The sequence below is a fragment of the Arthrobacter woluwensis genome, assembly GCF_900105345.1.
Taxonomy (GTDB): domain Bacteria; phylum Actinomycetota; class Actinomycetes; order Actinomycetales; family Micrococcaceae; genus Arthrobacter_E; species Arthrobacter_E woluwensis.
In genome coordinates, this window is record NZ_FNSN01000003.1 from 1,721,594 (window position 1) to 1,735,937 (window position 14,344).

Sequence of the window (14,344 nt, forward strand, 5' to 3'; positions counted from 1 at the left end):
CTCATGCATCACAATGGGAAGTGACGCGGGCCGGAATGGAGTTACCGGCCTACTACGAGGAGGAACGAGTGAGCGAGGCCGACGCCGTCGCGGACGTCACCACTGCCAGCCGTCTGGGTTTCAAGGACGGCGACCTGATCCAGGAGTTCGGATACGACGAGGATGTCGACTTCGACTTCCGCGCGGACATCGAGGACATCACCGGTTCGGAGCTGCTGGACGAGGATGAACAGGAAGTAGTCGACGCCGTCATCCTGTGGTGGCGCAACGATGATGGCGACCTGGTGGACGCCCTCGTGGACGTCCTTCCCGCCTTGGAAGGCGACGGTGTGGTCTGGATCCTGACCCCGAAATCCGGTCGTGAGGGATACGTTCCTCCCGCCGAGATCCAGCAGGCCGCCCCCACCGCAGGTCTGCACAGCACATCGACTCTGTCCGCTGCGAAGGACTGGTCCGGGACCCGACTGGTGTTCCGGAAGAAGAAGTGATGTCTCAACAAGTGGCGAACCCCCTGGGGCTGGTTTCCCCGGCCGTGGGGGAGGAGGCGCCCGACTTCACCCTGGTGAACCAGTTCGGTGAAGAGGTGACCCTCAGCGCGCTGCGCGGCCGACCCGCCGTCGTCGTGTTCTTCCCGTTCGCGTTCTCCGGCATCTGCACGGGTGAGCTGTGTGAGATCCGGGACAACATCTCCCTGTTCTCCGGGCTCGACGCCCGCGTGCTGGCCGTGTCCGTGGACAGCAAGTTCGCGCTGCGGGCCTGGGCTGATCAGCAGGGCTATGACTTCGATCTCCTGGCAGACTTCTGGCCGCATGGCGCAGCCGCCCGGGCGTACGGGGTGTTCGACGAGGAATCCGGCATGGCCGTGCGGGGCACGTTCATCCTGGACGCCGACGGGGTGGTCCGCTATGGCGTGGTCAACCCGCGCGGCCAGGCACGCGACTTCGAGGCGTACCGGCAGGCCCTGGCGGAACTCGCCGAATGACCGACATCACCACGGACGAGGCGCTCGAGGAGGCTCTGAGTCTTCTCCGCTCCCGTGCCGTGGTGGTGCTGACGGGCGCCGGGATCAGTACCGATTCCGGCATCCCCGCATATCGGGGACCGAATTCGCGCCCCTCGAATCCGATCACGCTCCAGGAGTACATGGGGTCCGCCGCGGTTCGGCAACGGTACTGGGCCCGGAATCATCTGGGCTGGCGGCGGGTGAAATGGGCCGAGCCCAACGACGGACACCTCGCGCTGGCCGAGCTCGAACGCGCTGGAGCCATCCAGGCCGTCATCACGCAGAACGTGGACCGGCTCCACGAGGACGCCGGCAGCGAGAACGTGGTGGACCTGCACGGCCGGGTCGACCAGATCATCTGCACCGAGTGCGGTGACCTGCTGCGGCGCCGGACGCTCGAGGAGATGCTGACCGCGCTCAATCCCGGGTTCATCGAGCGAGCCGAGGAGCTGGGTGTCGTCGAGGCACCGGATGCCGACGCTCAGATCGATGACGCCCTGGCCCGCGAGTTTGTGGTCGCTCCGTGTCCGCGCTGCGGGGGAGTGCTCAAGCCCGACTTCGTGTTCTTCGGTGAGAACGTGCCGAAGCCTCGCCTGGCGCGTGCCCTGAAGCTTGTGGAGGAAGCCGACGTGCTGCTCGTCGCCGGGACGTCGCTCACGGTCATGAGCGGGCTGCGTTTCGTGCGACAGGCCGACAAGACCGGAACCCCGGTGGTGCTCGTCAACCAGGGCCCGACCAGGGGCGATGAGCTGGCCACCGTCCGGCTGCACAGCGGCACCTCGGAGACCTTGCGGGCGTTCGCCCGCGCGCTGCTCCCGCCGCCGGTGCCCCGGGCGCACTGACCCGCGCACGACGACGGCGGCCGGCCTCCTCAGGGGTGCCGCGGCAGGGTTTCCGGCGGCGTCGCCGTTTGCCCGCTGAACTGGGGATCCGCTAAGGTTGATACCTGTTGACCGCAGCGCGGACAGCAGAGAAGGGCCTTTAGCTCAGCTGGTAGAGCGCCACGTTTACACCGTGGATGTCATCGGTTCGATCCCGGTAGGGCCCACCACCGAAAACCCCGCCATTTCAAGGAAGCACGTTCCTTGACGGCGGGGTTTTCTACTTTCCCCGCCTTCACCCGCTCGACGGTTGGGCTCACCAATGTCCTCCTCGGTGCCCCTGCGGTTTCGTGTCAGGGGTGAGGGCTTCCGCGAGGTCGCGGATGGTTGGTGTTTCGGCGTTGGTGCGCCACACCAGTGCCCACCTGGCCGGAGGCGCGTCGGTGATGGGGCGGTAGGTGATGTCGGGACGGCTGGCGTAGCGGACGGCGTGGGCGTGGACGGGCGAGATGGCTTCGCCGCTGGAGAGGATGGGCAGCATCTCCTCGAAGGAGGCGACATTGATTCCGATCGTGACCGGCCGACCCGAGGGAGTCCTTCTGGGAACGATGGCGTCTTGCCAATAGTCAGGCCGAGCCCCTGCCATCACGGTGAAGTCGCCGAAGTCCTCGAGTGTGACGGACTCGCGGCCGGCGAGGGGGTGGTCGGTGGCCATCGCCATGAGGATCGGCTCCGTGTAAGCGAGGGGGCCGACGCTCAGATCAGGTTCGAGGACGGGCAGCCACGCGAGGACCGCGTCGATGGCGCCGGCCCGGAGCGCTCCGAAGGGGTCGCTGAATCGGATCTGGCGGATCTTGATCTCGAGACCTGGTCGGGCAGAGACGAACCGGTCGATCGCGGGTTTCAACTCGATGACATCCCAGCCGACCTTCCCCAGACGCAACGTCGCGACCTCACCGGAGGCCAGGCGCTTGGCACGTTCGATGCTGGCCCTCAGATCGGTGCGCACCCGATCCAAGTCGGACTGCAGCTGAACGCCCAGGCTGGTCTGAGTGACGCGACGGCTGGTGCGCTCGAACAGGGCACCGCCGATCTCCCGTTCTGCGCGCTGGACCACCTGCGTCACCCGCGCCGGGCTCAGGTGCAGCCTCTGCGCGGTGCGGCCGAAATGCAGCTCCTCGCTGAGCACGAGGAGCACTTCGATGTCCTGAATGTCCACGAGCACACCCTCCGCACTCTGCTCCGGGCCGCCTCGCGCCGCCTTCATCGTCTCGATCCTAGAGCTGATCATTCATATTCAGTGAATGATCGTTGCCGTGTTCGCGATTGTTCCCCCTGCCGGCTCACGCGACAGTGGAAAAATGAACCCCGTGACTCGGGGCTTGCGCACCGCGACTCGAAGGAGAGAATGCCATGGCCACCACTCCACATGACCAAGGGGTCGAGCGTCACGCTACCGGGCACCCGACGATCGACCGGCAGGTGGTCGAACACTCGGTTCCCGGTTCAGGCCCCTATGCGATCACCACCGGCCCCGACGGTGCCCTCTGGTACACGCTGGAAGGGAGCGGGGAGATCGGCCGCTTGGTACCAGGCGGGTTTCCCGCCACGTTCCAGCTCGCCGCAGGCAGTGGGCCCACGATCATCACCACGGGTCCCGACGGGGCGATGTGGTTCACCGAGTACCGGGCGAATGCCATCGGCCGCATCACCCTCGACGGTGCCGTGACCGAGTACCCGCTGAACGATTGCGGCCCCTATGGCATCGCTGCTGGTCCTGACGGGGCACTGTGGTTCACCGAGACCAAAACGGGGCGCATCGGCCGGATCACCACTGACGGTCAGCTCACCGGGTATCCATTGCCTGATCCAGCGAGCTTCCCTTCAGCGATCACCAGCGGCCCCGACGGCGCCTTGTGGTTCACGATGAACCAGGCCAACTCGATCGGAAGGATCACCGCTGACGGTGTGGTCACCCACTACCCGTTGCCCACTCCGGGCGCCGCCCCTGTCGGGATCACTGCGGGAGACGATGGAGTCCTGTGGTTCGCCGAGATCGCCGCGGGACAGATCGGCAGGATCACCGCCGAGGGCCACATCACCGAGTACGCGCTCCCGGACAGGGACGGACGCCCGCACGCGATCGTCGACGGCGGCTCGCCTGACGGCGGGAGCGTCCTCTGGTTCAGTGAGTGGGCAGGAAACCGCATCGGCGCCATCAGCCCGAGCGGTCACGTCGTCGCCTCCTTCGACCTGCCAACACCGGGCGCGGAGCCGCACGGGCTCACCATCGGGCCGGACGGCGCATGCTGGGTCGCCCTCCAGCACGGAGCCCTGGCCCGCCTTTCGCCGCCTTCCTGATGACGTCCCCGCACAAGACCATCCTCGAACGGAGTACCTCATGAAATTCGCACTCGTCATTTTCGAGACACCCGCCTCCCGTCGCCTCATCACCCAGGACCGAGCCGCATTCCGCAGCCATTACGAAAACTGGATCAGTGAGCTCGCCGCGGCGGGGAAGCTCCTTGGGGGAGAAGCCCTCGACACCAGCCCCACCGGCATCCGGCCTGTCACGCTCCGCTCCGCCGGAGACGGAACCACCAGCCGGTCCGCCGGGCCGGTCGTCGCCGGAGACGAGACGCTTGGCGGGTGGTTCGTCATCGAGGTCGCCGATCAGGCCGAAGCCGTCGATCTGGCGAGCAGGCTCGGAACCCCCGAGACCATCGAGATCCACCCGATCCTCGAAAGCGCTGCCGAATGACCAAGGAAACCGAGACGACCAGGCTGATCGCCTGGAGCAATGAGATGCGAGCCGTCCATCAGCGATTGCGCGAAGCACTCCGCGCCACCCGGGCAGCGGTGCGCCCGGACGGCGTGGACCCTGCGACGTCCCGCGATCTGCTCCTGTTCTGTCACGGCTTCTGCATCGCCCTCACGGGTCACCATCAAGGCGAAGACCATCTCTTGTTCCCTGCGATCGCCGAAGCCCACCCTGAACTGCGACCCGTGCTCCGCAAACTCGAAGACGACCACGTGCAGATCGGAGTGCTGCTGGAAAGCCTTGGAGCCGCCGTGGATCGAACCGACCCTCCGGACCGGATCGAATCGCACCTCGAAGGCATCGAAGCGATCATGGAGTCCCACTTCCAGTACGAAGAACGTCAACTCCTCGTGATCCTCGACGTTCTGGACCTTCGGGTGAATCCTCAGGAGGTTTTCGGGCCGCTCTGAAAGTGACGAAGGGGACCGGTGGTGAGTGCTTCGCGTCCTTGAGGGGAGGCGCCTGCCACCGATGCGACCGGCCAGCGAGCGTAGCTGAGGGATTCCTCGCGAATCACTCCCGCAGCCGCGCCACCTCGCTCACCCATGCGCGGTGCGCGAAGTCGCCCGCCGCGAACGGGACCGGGATCCCCAACGACTCGTGGGTCTGCGACACGAACCGCAGTGCCGTCACCGGGACGCCGGACGCCGAGAGCGCCCTGGCGTACGCCTCGCCGTCGCCGCGCAGCGGGTCCAGCTCCGCCGTGAAGATCACCGCGGGTGGGAGTCCCTCATGAGACTCTGCGAGAAGAGGTGACGCATACGGCTCGCGGGCCAGCGCCCGGTCCGGTCCGAGATACTGGGCCACGAGCGCCCGGCCCGCCTTCTCCAGGATGACGTGCGGCATGCTGGGGCCGATGCCGCTCATGTCCGCATGTCCGATCGTGAGATCGAGAGCCGGGTTCTCCAGGATCTGAAGCCGCACCGGGATCCGGTTCCGGTCGCGATTCATGAGCGTCACCGCCGCGGCGAGGTTGCCGCCCGACGAGGCGCCACCCACCGCGATCCGGTCCCGCGACCCACCCAGTTCCTCGGCATGCTCAAAAGCCCACTCCAGCGCCGACCAGCACTGCTCCGGCTGGACCGGGAACCGGTGCTCCGGGGCGTGCGCATAGTCCGGCGCCACGATGATGACCCCGGCGTCCTGCGCCCGCCGTCGCAGTCGGGCGTCCCAGGCCCTCCAGTCGATCCCGCCCAGCGTGAAGCCGCCGCCATAGCAGTACACAAGCACAGGGAGCCCCGCCCCGGGGGACGTCGGCTCCCAGCCCGGCCAGTACACCCGCACTCGCACGTCAGGCGCGTCATGCGCCGGGACCAAGTGATCTGCCGTCGCGGTCTCCAGCGGTGTTTCGGCGAACTCCACCTGGATCCGGTCGTCATTCTCCCGGGCCACACGGCGACGCCCTGCGGCATCAGAGGGCTCAGGCTTCTTGAGCGGGGCCGCCGCCTTCTCGAAAGCGGTGACGGCCGGGTCGACGGCGGGCCGGCGCCAGCGTCCTCGTCTCCACCTCATCCGAGGTCAGCTTTCCCGTTGAGGCAGTTCATCAGCGCACACTCCTGATCCTGAGAACGGACAATCCGGCGAATACCGCCATGACGAAGGCCGCCACGTAGAGCGCCCCGAAATTCTCCCCGGTGGGCGAGCCGATCCGCGTCAGGAGGAAACCGAGCACCGGCACGAAGATGTTCGGCAGCAGATACGCCAGCGCCACGATCCCGAGATCCTTGCCGGCCTCCTCCACCGAGGGGAGGCATTCGGTCATCAGGGCCACGTCGGCCGAGATGTAGGCGCCCTGTCCCGCGCCGATCAGGGCGATCCCGACGAGGAAGATGGGCAGACCCGGCGTCGCGACCGCCACGATGAGCCCGACGGCGCTGAGCATCGCGCCGAACAGCACACTCGGCTTGCGCCGCCTGGTCCGGTCCGAGATGACGCCGAAGATGAAGGCGAACAGCAGATTGCACACGGTGAAGACCAGCGTGGCCTGGGTCTGCACTCCGGCGATCACCGAAGGATCGTCGAGGTCGAAGCGCCCGGAGATCGTCAGGTAGAGGTAGCTCGTCACCGTGACGATGGACGCGGTCATGAGGAAGCGGCAGATCCAGGCCCAGGCGAAATCCGGGTGGCGGCGCGGACTGAGCCAGAAGGTGCTGATGAACGCTTCCAGATTGAACGGCGGAGGCGCGTCGGTCCGGCGGAGATCCCGCAGGGTGACGAACAGCGTGAGTGACAGCGCCACCGCCACGATCCCCGGAATGAGGAACATCGAGGCCTGTCCGAGCGACGCGAGCTGCCCGGTCATCATCGTGCCCACCAGGATGCCGACGGTTCCGGCCGCCCCGGTGACCGCCGACATGATGGCACGGATCCGGCGTCGGATCTGATCCGCGAAGAGGCTGTGCTGCGCCATGGCGACCGCGCCCCAGCCCACGTAGTTCAGCACGATGCCGATCCAGAGCCACGCGGGCGATGGCGCCCAGGCGAGGGCGAGGTAGCCGGCCAGGGCGATCAGGGACCCGGACAGGATCCACGGCCGTCGCAGCCCCAGGCGGGACCGCGAGCGGTCGCTCAGCCGCCCGAACACCGGGGTCACCACGAGCGTGGCGAAGCCGCCCACCGTCAGCAGGACACTCAGGTTCGCCGAGGCGCTCGCGGCATCCCACTGTTTCAGGAGCTGGGGCACGGCGACGCCGACCATTCCCTGCGCGACGCCGGTCGCGCCCCAGGCGAGGGCGAAGCTCACCCAGAACCACGGAGTCTGCCGTTCCCCAGGCACCGTTTCGGCGTCGGCCAGGTGCACGAGGGCTGCTGGAACGGCCGGCGACGGGTCGAGCGCAGCGGGGATTCTCTTCTGGACCGACATGTAACTCCTCATCGAGTTGGTGCACGGATGTCGTACCCGAGGTTGGTGGATACGAGTGTATGCGCGTACATTCGTGGAAACAAGGGCTGGCGCGGCGCTTCTTCCGATACCGTTGGGGGCGGCGGCCCTGGCCCATTCCGGGGTGGCCGATGCCGGGACCGGCGTCGGAGGACAGGGAGTGAGGGATGACCGTGACGAAGGCGCGTCCATCGGTGTACGACGTCGCTGCGGCGGCCGGTGTGTCGACGGCGTCGATCTCGAGGTACTTCCGCACTCCGGAAAAGCTCAGCGAGACGCTCCGGGACCGCATCCAGAGCGCCGTCCAGGAACTCGGCTACCTCCCCAGCGGTCTGGCCCGCGGACTCGCCGAGCGGAGCACCGGCACTCTCGGCTTCTACTCGTTCAGTGGGCACGAACCCGATGAATGGGACCGCAGCCCGGCGCCGAGCGCCGAGGGCGAGGTGCCCCGCGTCGAGTTCCGCGGCGGCTGGCCCCGGCTGTTCCCGCTCTATGCCGACGAAGTGCTGCGGGGCATCGAGCTCGAGTGCACCCTGCGTCGGCTTCCACTCCTGGTCGGCTGGCAGGATGCCGACGGCCGCGGTGTGGCGCTCGATGACATCGCACGCCGCAGTGACGGTCTCGTGGTCCTGCCCGCCACGATCGAGGAGGCGCAGTTGCGGCTCCTGGCGCAGCGGCTCCCGATGGTGCTCGTCTCACAGCTCGTTCCGGAGGGCATGGCCGCCTCCTCGGTCAGGGTCGACGACTTCAGCGGCATGCGGGCGCTGACGGCCCATCTGGCCGACGACCACGCCGCCCGCCGTTTCGCGTTCGCCGGTTCGGCCACGGGCGCCGAGCACGCCGCCCGGCACGCAGGTTTCACCGCGGCGCTGGAGGAGCGCGGTCTGGAGGTTCCGGGGGAGCCGCTCGTGGACGCCGGGTCCCGCTCCGCCACGTACGCCGCCGTGACAGCACTGCTGACCGCAGAACCGGCGTTCGCGGACCGGCTTCCCGATGCGATCGTCTGCTCGAGCGATCAGACGGCGCTGGGGGTGCAGGCCGCGCTCGTGGAGCACGGAATCGCCGTCCCCGGGGACGTCGCCGTCACGGGCTTCGACGGCATAGACGCCGCCCGGCTGGCGGATCCGCCGCTCACGACGGTCCGCCAGCCCATGGACGAGCTCGGGCGCGTCGCCGTCGAACTGCTCACCGAGGCTCTGGAGGCGCCGGGGACTGCACGGCACATGGTGCTGCCGGTGGCGATGCTCCTGGGCCGCAGCTGCGGCTGTGCCTGAGCGCAGGTTTCACACCTGGTAGCCCGCGAGGCCCCGTCCCACGAGCGTCGGTTCCCGCCAGGTGAAGGAGAAATGCCCCGTCGCGGGGGAGAGGCTGAGCAACCCCACATGCGGGCCCTCGATCATTCGGAGCTCGGCCTCGAACGCGTCCGTCCCGTCCCAGCCGCCGCGCACGGCGAAACGGACCGGCGGATCGCTCAGCAGCTCACCCCGCGCCCAGTCATCGCCGCCGACGCGGAGGCGATAGCTCGCGCCGTCGAGCGTCAGGGTCAGGGTGTCACCGTCGAGCCGTACTGACTCGAGCTCCGGCAGGTCCGTGCCGCCCAGCCCGCCGAAGCGCGCTTCGGGGAGCCCCGGCTCGACGGGAGCGCGGCTGAAGACGGTACCGGCGACGCTGTACGACGACGGCGGCGCCAGCCGTGCGCCCTCGGTTCCGATCGCCTGGGCGGCCAGGGCCGTCCACTCCGGCGCACGCTCGGCGGCCTCCGCCCAGCCCGCGGGCGCAGCGTCGCCCCGCAGCGCCAGCACGAGTCCCGCCAGCATCCCCAGGTTGGCTTTCGCCTGGGCGTCGGCTCGGCGTTGGGCGCCGGCCGTGGGCGCGGGAATCGCCGCTTCCAGAAGGCGACGGGAGAGGGCCGCGCTGTCCACGGGGTCGGCATCGACCGTCGGAGCACCTGCTCCCCGGGCCGACAGCACGGGGAGCAGGTGCTCCCAGACGGCGTCGAGGAGCGTCTGGCCGAGCACGGTCGACGCGGTCAGGGCGATCACCGCGTTGACCCCGGGCAGCACGATGCACAGCTGGCTGTAGGCGCCGCCCGCGTGATAACCGTGGTCGCCGATCCAGAACTGATACCCGTAGCCGAGCGAGCTGTCCCGGTCCACCGGCTGGCCCGGCGGGAACCGGTGGTCCGCGTCGTTGCTGATCCGCGCCGACGTGGCCTGGTCGATCCACTCCGCCGGCACGAGCCGACGGCCCTGCCAGACACCGCGCTGCAGGAGCAGCTGCCCGAACGCGGCGATCGATTCCGTGCGGAGGTGGAGGCCCGTGAACCCAGGGTTGGACTCGCCGCCGGCCCACTTCGCCTCCGTCATGCCGAGGGGATCGAGGAGGCGGGGGCGCAGGTACTCGAGGAGGGAGGTCCCGGCGGCCCGTTCGATGATCTTCGCGACCGCGAAGGTGGCGAGCTGGTCGTAGGTGAAGATCTCTCCCGGAGGCCGCTCCGGGTGGTATGCGGACAGCAGCTGGAGGAGGCCGTCGTCGGTGACCGGAAGTTCGACGCTCGGATCGAGGACCGGGTCGAGGAGGTGTCCCACCGACATGCGGAGGGCGTCGGCGATCGTCGCTTCGCCGTACCCCGCGGCCTCCGGGAGGCGATCGGCCAGTCGGTCGTCCCGGTGCAGCAGCCCCTCCGCCTCGGCGATGCCGGCTGCCACCGAGGTGAAGCTCTTGCTCAGCGAATACAGCAGATGAGGTGTGGAGGCGTCATAGGGATGCCACCAGGACTCGGCGATCACGGCGCCGTCCACCGCGACCACGAGGCTGTGCACTTCGATGCCGGCCTGTCCGACGGCATCGAGAAAAGACCTGATTCCGGCGGGATTCACACCGAGCTGTTCGGGCGTCTGACGGGGCAACACTTCGTGGGTCACGAGGACCACCTTCCGCGAGGGGACTGTATGCGCATACACGGCGTCTGACGTCAGCCTATGCAAGTGGAGGCCCTCGGTCCACCCCACTCGTCTCGGATCGGCCCCGGACGGATCCAGGGCTCCGGATCACGTCACGATCCGGGGTCCCGTGCCACTCATCAGAGTGATGCGGCGGTGCCGGAGGTCTGCCATCGGTGGCCCGCCCCGAGGATTGAGGATGTCAACGTGAGTGAGAGCTACCTGGCTTTCGGTGGGAAGTGCGCTTTCGCCCTGTCCCTCGGCGCCGGTTCGACGGCCCCGGAGGGCAAACCGGAGTTCGCCCTGGAGCGCGACGGGAAGACGTACGTCTTCTCCGGCGCCGTGCCGAAGGCGCTCTTCCGGGTGCTTCCGGGCAGCGCGACGCGGGCTCGCAAGAACTGGATGAAGGCACGGCGCGGAGCGAGGGCACGGCACCGGGCGAGCAGCTCGGCGTAATGCCGCGGTGCCGGCGCAGGGCCGCCGCCTGCCGACGGACGACAACGCCGGCTACAACGCCAGCAGGGTGAACTCGTTGCCGTCCGGGTCGGCCAGTACCACGCCGCCGTCGTCATCGGCGGACGGCGGGATGTCCGCGGTGGAGGCGCCGAGTGCCACCAGGCGTTCCACCGTCTCGGTCAGCGTCTCCCGGGGCGTGGCGAGTTCGAAGCGCAGGCGGGACACGCCGAGTTTCGGGCGCACGGGCGGGCCGCCCCAGGTGATCTTGGTTCCGCCGTCGGGGGACTGGATCGCGGTCTCTTCGTTCTCATCCCAGACCAGGGGCCAGCCGAGAGCCTCGGCCCAGAAGTGGCCCACGCGCTCGGTGCCGTCGCCGGACAGCGCCCCGATGGCCGCCGTTCCGGCCAGGAACCGGTTGTCCGAAGCGATCACGCAGAACTCGTTGCCTTCGGGATCGGCGAGGACCACGTGGCCTTCCTCGGGACGCTGGCCGACGTCGAGATGCTGCGCCCCGTGGGCCAGTGCCCTGTCTACGATGGCTGCCTGGTCCTCGGGCGAGGAGCTCGTGAGATCGAAGTGGTACCGGTTCGGGGTGGTCTTCGGCTCGGGGCTGGGCCGGAATCGCACCGGGAAGTCGGGGCCGTGTGTCGCTTCGAGCACGGCCCCGTCGCCGTCCGCGGCGACGTCCCGGCGCAGGACCGCGGACCAGAAGACGCCGAGCGCGGCAGGATCCCGGGCATCGAAACACAGTGCTGCGAGGCGGGGGTGGGTCATGTCATTCCTTTCTCGGACCTTCGCGGTGTCGTCTCCGGGCGCGGTGGTCCCGGCGCTGCCGTCACCCTTTCAGCGCCGCCAGAAGCGCGGCGCCGTCGGGCGTGCCCAAGCCCGTGCAGGCGTCCCACCCGGGCCCCGCGTGGTAGCTGCCGTTGTCGCCGACGGTCACGTCCCGGAACCCTGAGGACACGGCGTAGAGCGAGGGCTGGATGAGCCCGAAACGCCGGTTCCCGGCTTGCGCGAAGCGGGCGATGAGCGCTGCCCAGAGCGGAGCGACGGCGCTCGTGCCGCCGATCACCATGTCCTTGCCGTCCACGCGGATCCGGTAGCCCGTCTGAGGATCTGCGACGGCGCTGACGTCCGGCACGCCGCGCCCGGACTTCCCGGCCGACGGCGACTGCCAGGACGGCCGGGGGAAGACCTTGCTGTACCCGCCGCCGGTCGCCGAGTCGGGGCCCTCGTTCCACACCGTCTCCGAGCGGATCGCGCCGGTTGCTGGATCCGCCTCGAGCCTCGTCCCGCCGCAGGCCAGGGCGTGCGGGCTCGAAGCCGGGAAGTCCACGTGAGCCTTTCCGTCGGCCGCGCCGTCGCTGCTGCCACGGTCCCCGGCGGCCACGGTCGTGGTGATGCCGAGCGCAGCGGCATCGGCGAGGGCCTGATCGAAGGCGTCGCGGGCCTGGGCCGTCCACTGGTCCTCGCTCTGGCCCCAGCTGATGCTGATGGCACACGGAGCGGCCTTCGTCGCGGCGACCACGGCGTCCAGGAAGCCGGCGTCCGTGTTGGGGGCGAAGTACACCTGGATCGCAGCCTTCGGCGCCAGAGCCCCGACCACCTCGATGTCCAGCAGGACCTCGCCATCCGCACCTTGTGGGTCGTTCCCGCCCTGGTTCGCGCCGCCGTCGACGCCGATGGACGTGATCTGAGGTGTGGCGAGTCCCAGCCCCGCGAAGTAGGCGTCGAGATCGGCCTGAGCGTAGCCGCCGCCGAGCTCGATGATGGCCACCGTCTGACCTGAGCCGTCGGTGCCGTCGGGGAAGCCGTACACGCGGCCGAGCTCCACGGGACTGTAGCTGGTTCCCGCCGTCGTGCGGGGGAGCATGCGGAAGTGGGCGCGGGCCTGCGGGCGGTCATCCAGGCCGAGCACGGCGATCACGATGCCGTTCAGCTCGGCGGGGATCCTCAGTTCACCCAGCCGGTGACGGTAGTGCACCGTGGCGCCGTCCGGCGCGGTGCTGGTCGCATCCTCCAGCGTGGTGCCGAAGATGCTGCTCAGCTGCTCCACCGTGCCGGACAGCCGCAGACGCCGAGACGCAGGGTCCGACTCCACCACGTCCGCACCCAGCCGGGTGAAGACCTCGGTGGCGAGCCGCACGTCGTCGTCGGACGCCCCGTACTCCGATGCCAGTTCGGCGGCCGTCAGATGGCCGTCCGCCGCAGCGGACGGCAGTTCCGTCCTGCGCCGCAGGACCACCGTGATCTCCAGACGGCTGGCGCCGTCCGTCGGGCCGTGCAGCTTCACGCCGGGCACGACCGCCCGGGCGGAGCTCTTCAGGGGAATGCCGTCTTCCCGTGCGTTGTAGGGTTCGTTCACTCCGGCCATCGGTCCTCCAGACATCGTCGGTTCACCACGGATCCCCGTTGCCAGTATCTCCGTGCCGACTGACAGGGTAAAGGCCCCTCGACGGCGCGGCGCTCAGTCCTCCTCGTCCAGGCGGGCGGTGAGGATCTGATGGGCGCTGGCCTGCAGGATGCCGAGCGATTCCTGGATCAACGGCGAACCGAGGCTGCCCCGGCGGGCGACGGCGATGATCCGGCGCGAGGGCCGCCCCTTGCCCGTGATCCGCAGCCGCACGACGTTCTCGGCGCCGCGCAACGGCGCCAGCCGTGGCAGCAGGCCGACGCCGAGGCCCGCGCCGACGAAGGCGATCATCGTCTCCCACTCGGAGGCCTCGTGAGCGATCCGGGGTGTCACGCCGACCGCCGTGAATGCCGCCGTGAAGAGCGAGTGGTAGGTGGAGCCGACGGCCTCCGTGATCCACGGTTCCGAGGCCAGCTCCTCGAGCGTCACGACGTCCCGCGACGCCAGAGGATGATCGGCGGGGACGATCACGTCCAGCGGATCATCCAGCAGAACGGTCTTCTCGAAGCGCTGGTCCTCCTCCTGAGCCTCCGACTGCATCGCGATGATGACCGCCAGATCGATCCGCTCCGCGACCAGGAGGTCGAAGCATCGGGCCGGGTCGGCTTCGAGCACCTGGACGTCCACGAGGGGCCGCGTGGACCGCAGCGTCGCGGCGAGCGGGGCGAGCAGGTGGGCCGCCGCCGTCGAGAATCCTCCCAGGCCGAAGTGGGACTGAACCTGGTCCCCGGCCTCCATGGCGGCCGCGCGCAGGCGTTCCCACTCCGCGATCAGGGCGTCCGAGCCGGCGACGAGGATGCGGCCCGTGGTCGTCAGGCGGAGGCCGCGTCCATCCTTGGTGAGCAGCTGCATTCCGAGGACGCGCTGCAGCTCGCGAAGCTGTGCGGAGACCGCCGAGGGGGAGTAGCCCGTGAGCTCCGCGGTGGCGCCGATGGTGCCGCATTGGCCGAAGACGCGGAGTGTGATGAGCCTGACATCGATCATGCGCTAATTCTGCATGGATATTC

General features: G+C 69.0%; 15 protein-coding genes and 1 tRNA gene. 9 read left to right on the forward strand and 7 right to left on the reverse strand.

Annotation, left to right across the window (positions count from 1 at the left end):
* The first annotated feature begins 68 nt into the window (after positions 1–68).
* The 4 genes from BLV63_RS08505 to BLV63_RS08520 all read left to right on the forward strand — a co-directional run bounded on the left by BLV63_RS08505 (position 69) and on the right by BLV63_RS08520 (position 2,054).
* Entirely contained in the window at positions 69–488 is a 420-nt protein-coding gene (locus tag BLV63_RS08505) for a DUF3052 domain-containing protein (RefSeq protein ID WP_066210681.1), read from the forward strand.
* Positions 488–982, forward strand: coding sequence for a peroxiredoxin (locus BLV63_RS08510; RefSeq protein WP_066210677.1), 495 nt, complete (start codon positions 488–490; stop codon positions 980–982). The genes BLV63_RS08505 and BLV63_RS08510 overlap by 1 nt, the downstream gene beginning before the upstream one ends.
* Positions 979–1,845 (forward strand): NAD-dependent protein deacetylase, encoded by an 867-nt coding sequence (locus BLV63_RS08515; protein WP_066210675.1) that lies wholly within the window; start codon positions 979–981, stop codon positions 1,843–1,845. The genes BLV63_RS08510 and BLV63_RS08515 overlap by 4 nt, the downstream gene beginning before the upstream one ends.
* A 133-nt stretch (positions 1,846–1,978) precedes the next feature.
* Positions 1,979–2,054, forward strand: a tRNA-Val gene (locus BLV63_RS08520).
* An 86-nt stretch (positions 2,055–2,140) separates the two neighbouring features.
* Here the strand turns inward: BLV63_RS08520 and BLV63_RS08525 are convergent.
* Positions 2,141–3,091 (reverse strand): LysR family transcriptional regulator, encoded by a 951-nt coding sequence (locus BLV63_RS08525; protein WP_066210673.1) that lies wholly within the window; start codon positions 3,089–3,091, stop codon positions 2,141–2,143.
* 146 nt (positions 3,092–3,237) lie between these two features.
* Here BLV63_RS08525 and BLV63_RS08530 point away from each other — a divergent pair, with 146 nt between their 5' ends.
* From BLV63_RS08530 to BLV63_RS08540, 3 genes are read left to right on the forward strand one after another with little or no spacing between them, the layout of a single operon-like run.
* Complete coding sequence (locus tag BLV63_RS08530; RefSeq protein ID WP_254780525.1) at positions 3,238–4,185, forward strand: Vgb family protein; 948 nt, start codon at positions 3,238–3,240, stop codon at positions 4,183–4,185.
* 40 nt (positions 4,186–4,225) lie between these two features.
* Complete coding sequence (locus tag BLV63_RS08535) at positions 4,226–4,585, forward strand: YciI family protein (RefSeq protein WP_066210670.1); 360 nt, start codon at positions 4,226–4,228, stop codon at positions 4,583–4,585.
* Positions 4,582–5,055, forward strand: coding sequence for a hemerythrin domain-containing protein (locus BLV63_RS08540; RefSeq protein WP_066210668.1), 474 nt, complete (start codon positions 4,582–4,584; stop codon positions 5,053–5,055). The genes BLV63_RS08535 and BLV63_RS08540 overlap by 4 nt, the downstream gene beginning before the upstream one ends.
* Positions 5,056–5,158: 103 nt before the next feature.
* Here BLV63_RS08540 and BLV63_RS08545 read toward each other — a convergent pair whose 3' ends face one another.
* Together BLV63_RS08545 and BLV63_RS08550 are read right to left on the reverse strand one after the other, a co-directional pair.
* Positions 5,159–6,157, reverse strand: coding sequence for an alpha/beta hydrolase (locus BLV63_RS08545; protein WP_066210666.1), 999 nt, complete (start codon positions 6,155–6,157; stop codon positions 5,159–5,161).
* Between the two features lie 31 nt (positions 6,158–6,188).
* Positions 6,189–7,508 carry an MFS transporter gene (locus tag BLV63_RS08550; RefSeq protein WP_066210661.1) on the reverse strand — a complete coding sequence of 440 codons (1,320 nt, stop codon included), beginning with the start codon at positions 7,506–7,508 and terminating at the stop codon, positions 6,189–6,191.
* Positions 7,509–7,693: 185 nt separating this feature from the next.
* Here BLV63_RS08550 and BLV63_RS08555 point away from each other — a divergent pair, with 185 nt between their 5' ends.
* Positions 7,694–8,800: a LacI family DNA-binding transcriptional regulator gene (locus BLV63_RS08555; RefSeq protein ID WP_066210658.1), complete on the forward strand. Its 1,107-nt coding sequence runs from the start codon at positions 7,694–7,696 to the stop codon at positions 8,798–8,800.
* Positions 8,801–8,809: 9 nt separating this feature from the next.
* Here BLV63_RS08555 and BLV63_RS08560 read toward each other — a convergent pair whose 3' ends face one another.
* A complete protein-coding gene (locus tag BLV63_RS08560; RefSeq protein ID WP_169795490.1) occupies positions 8,810–10,450 on the reverse strand; it encodes a serine hydrolase domain-containing protein in 1,641 nt (546 codons plus the stop codon).
* A gap of 225 nt (positions 10,451–10,675) precedes the next feature.
* On the opposite strand from BLV63_RS08560, the gene BLV63_RS08565 reads away from it, so the two are divergent.
* Positions 10,676–10,924, forward strand: coding sequence for a hypothetical protein (locus BLV63_RS08565; protein WP_066210653.1), 249 nt, complete (start codon positions 10,676–10,678; stop codon positions 10,922–10,924).
* A gap of 51 nt (positions 10,925–10,975) precedes the next feature.
* On the opposite strand, the gene BLV63_RS08570 is transcribed toward BLV63_RS08565, so the two are convergent.
* From BLV63_RS08570 to BLV63_RS08580, 3 genes are all read right to left on the reverse strand, one after another.
* Positions 10,976–11,698, reverse strand: a complete 723-nt coding sequence (locus BLV63_RS08570; protein WP_066210651.1) for a VOC family protein — start codon at positions 11,696–11,698, stop codon at positions 10,976–10,978.
* Between the two features lie 61 nt (positions 11,699–11,759).
* Entirely contained in the window at positions 11,760–13,298 is a 1,539-nt protein-coding gene (locus BLV63_RS08575; RefSeq protein ID WP_066210649.1) for a S53 family peptidase, read from the reverse strand.
* Between the two features lie 93 nt (positions 13,299–13,391).
* Positions 13,392–14,321 (reverse strand): LysR family transcriptional regulator, encoded by a 930-nt coding sequence (locus BLV63_RS08580; RefSeq protein ID WP_066210647.1) that lies wholly within the window; start codon positions 14,319–14,321, stop codon positions 13,392–13,394.
* Positions 14,322–14,344: the final 23 nt, after the last annotated feature.

Excerpts from the sequence above, each read along its gene's own strand:
- BLV63_RS08515 (WP_066210675.1), top strand. The coding sequence starts at position 979 with ATGACCGACATCACCACGGACGAGGCGCTCGAGGAGGCTCTGAGTCTT.
- BLV63_RS08540 (WP_066210668.1), top strand. The coding sequence starts at position 4,582 with ATGACCAAGGAAACCGAGACGACCAGGCTGATCGCCTGGAGCAATGAG.
- BLV63_RS08555 (WP_066210658.1), top strand. The coding sequence starts at position 7,694 with ATGACCGTGACGAAGGCGCGTCCATCGGTGTACGACGTCGCTGCGGCG.
- BLV63_RS08570 (WP_066210651.1), bottom strand. The coding sequence starts at position 11,698 with ATGACCCACCCCCGCCTCGCAGCACTGTGTTTCGATGCCCGGGATCCT.
- BLV63_RS08530 (WP_254780525.1), top strand. The coding sequence starts at position 3,238 with ATGGCCACCACTCCACATGACCAAGGGGTCGAGCGTCACGCTACCGGG.
- BLV63_RS08535 (WP_066210670.1), top strand. The coding sequence starts at position 4,226 with ATGAAATTCGCACTCGTCATTTTCGAGACACCCGCCTCCCGTCGCCTC.
- BLV63_RS08575 (WP_066210649.1), bottom strand. The coding sequence starts at position 13,298 with ATGGCCGGAGTGAACGAACCCTACAACGCACGGGAAGACGGCATTCCC.
- BLV63_RS08580 (WP_066210647.1), bottom strand. The coding sequence starts at position 14,321 with ATGATCGATGTCAGGCTCATCACACTCCGCGTCTTCGGCCAATGCGGC.
- BLV63_RS08525 (WP_066210673.1), bottom strand. The coding sequence starts at position 3,091 with ATGAAGGCGGCGCGAGGCGGCCCGGAGCAGAGTGCGGAGGGTGTGCTC.
- BLV63_RS08545 (WP_066210666.1), bottom strand. The coding sequence starts at position 6,157 with ATGAGGTGGAGACGAGGACGCTGGCGCCGGCCCGCCGTCGACCCGGCC.
- BLV63_RS08510 (WP_066210677.1), top strand. The coding sequence starts at position 488 with ATGTCTCAACAAGTGGCGAACCCCCTGGGGCTGGTTTCCCCGGCCGTG.
- BLV63_RS08550 (WP_066210661.1), bottom strand. The coding sequence starts at position 7,508 with ATGTCGGTCCAGAAGAGAATCCCCGCTGCGCTCGACCCGTCGCCGGCC.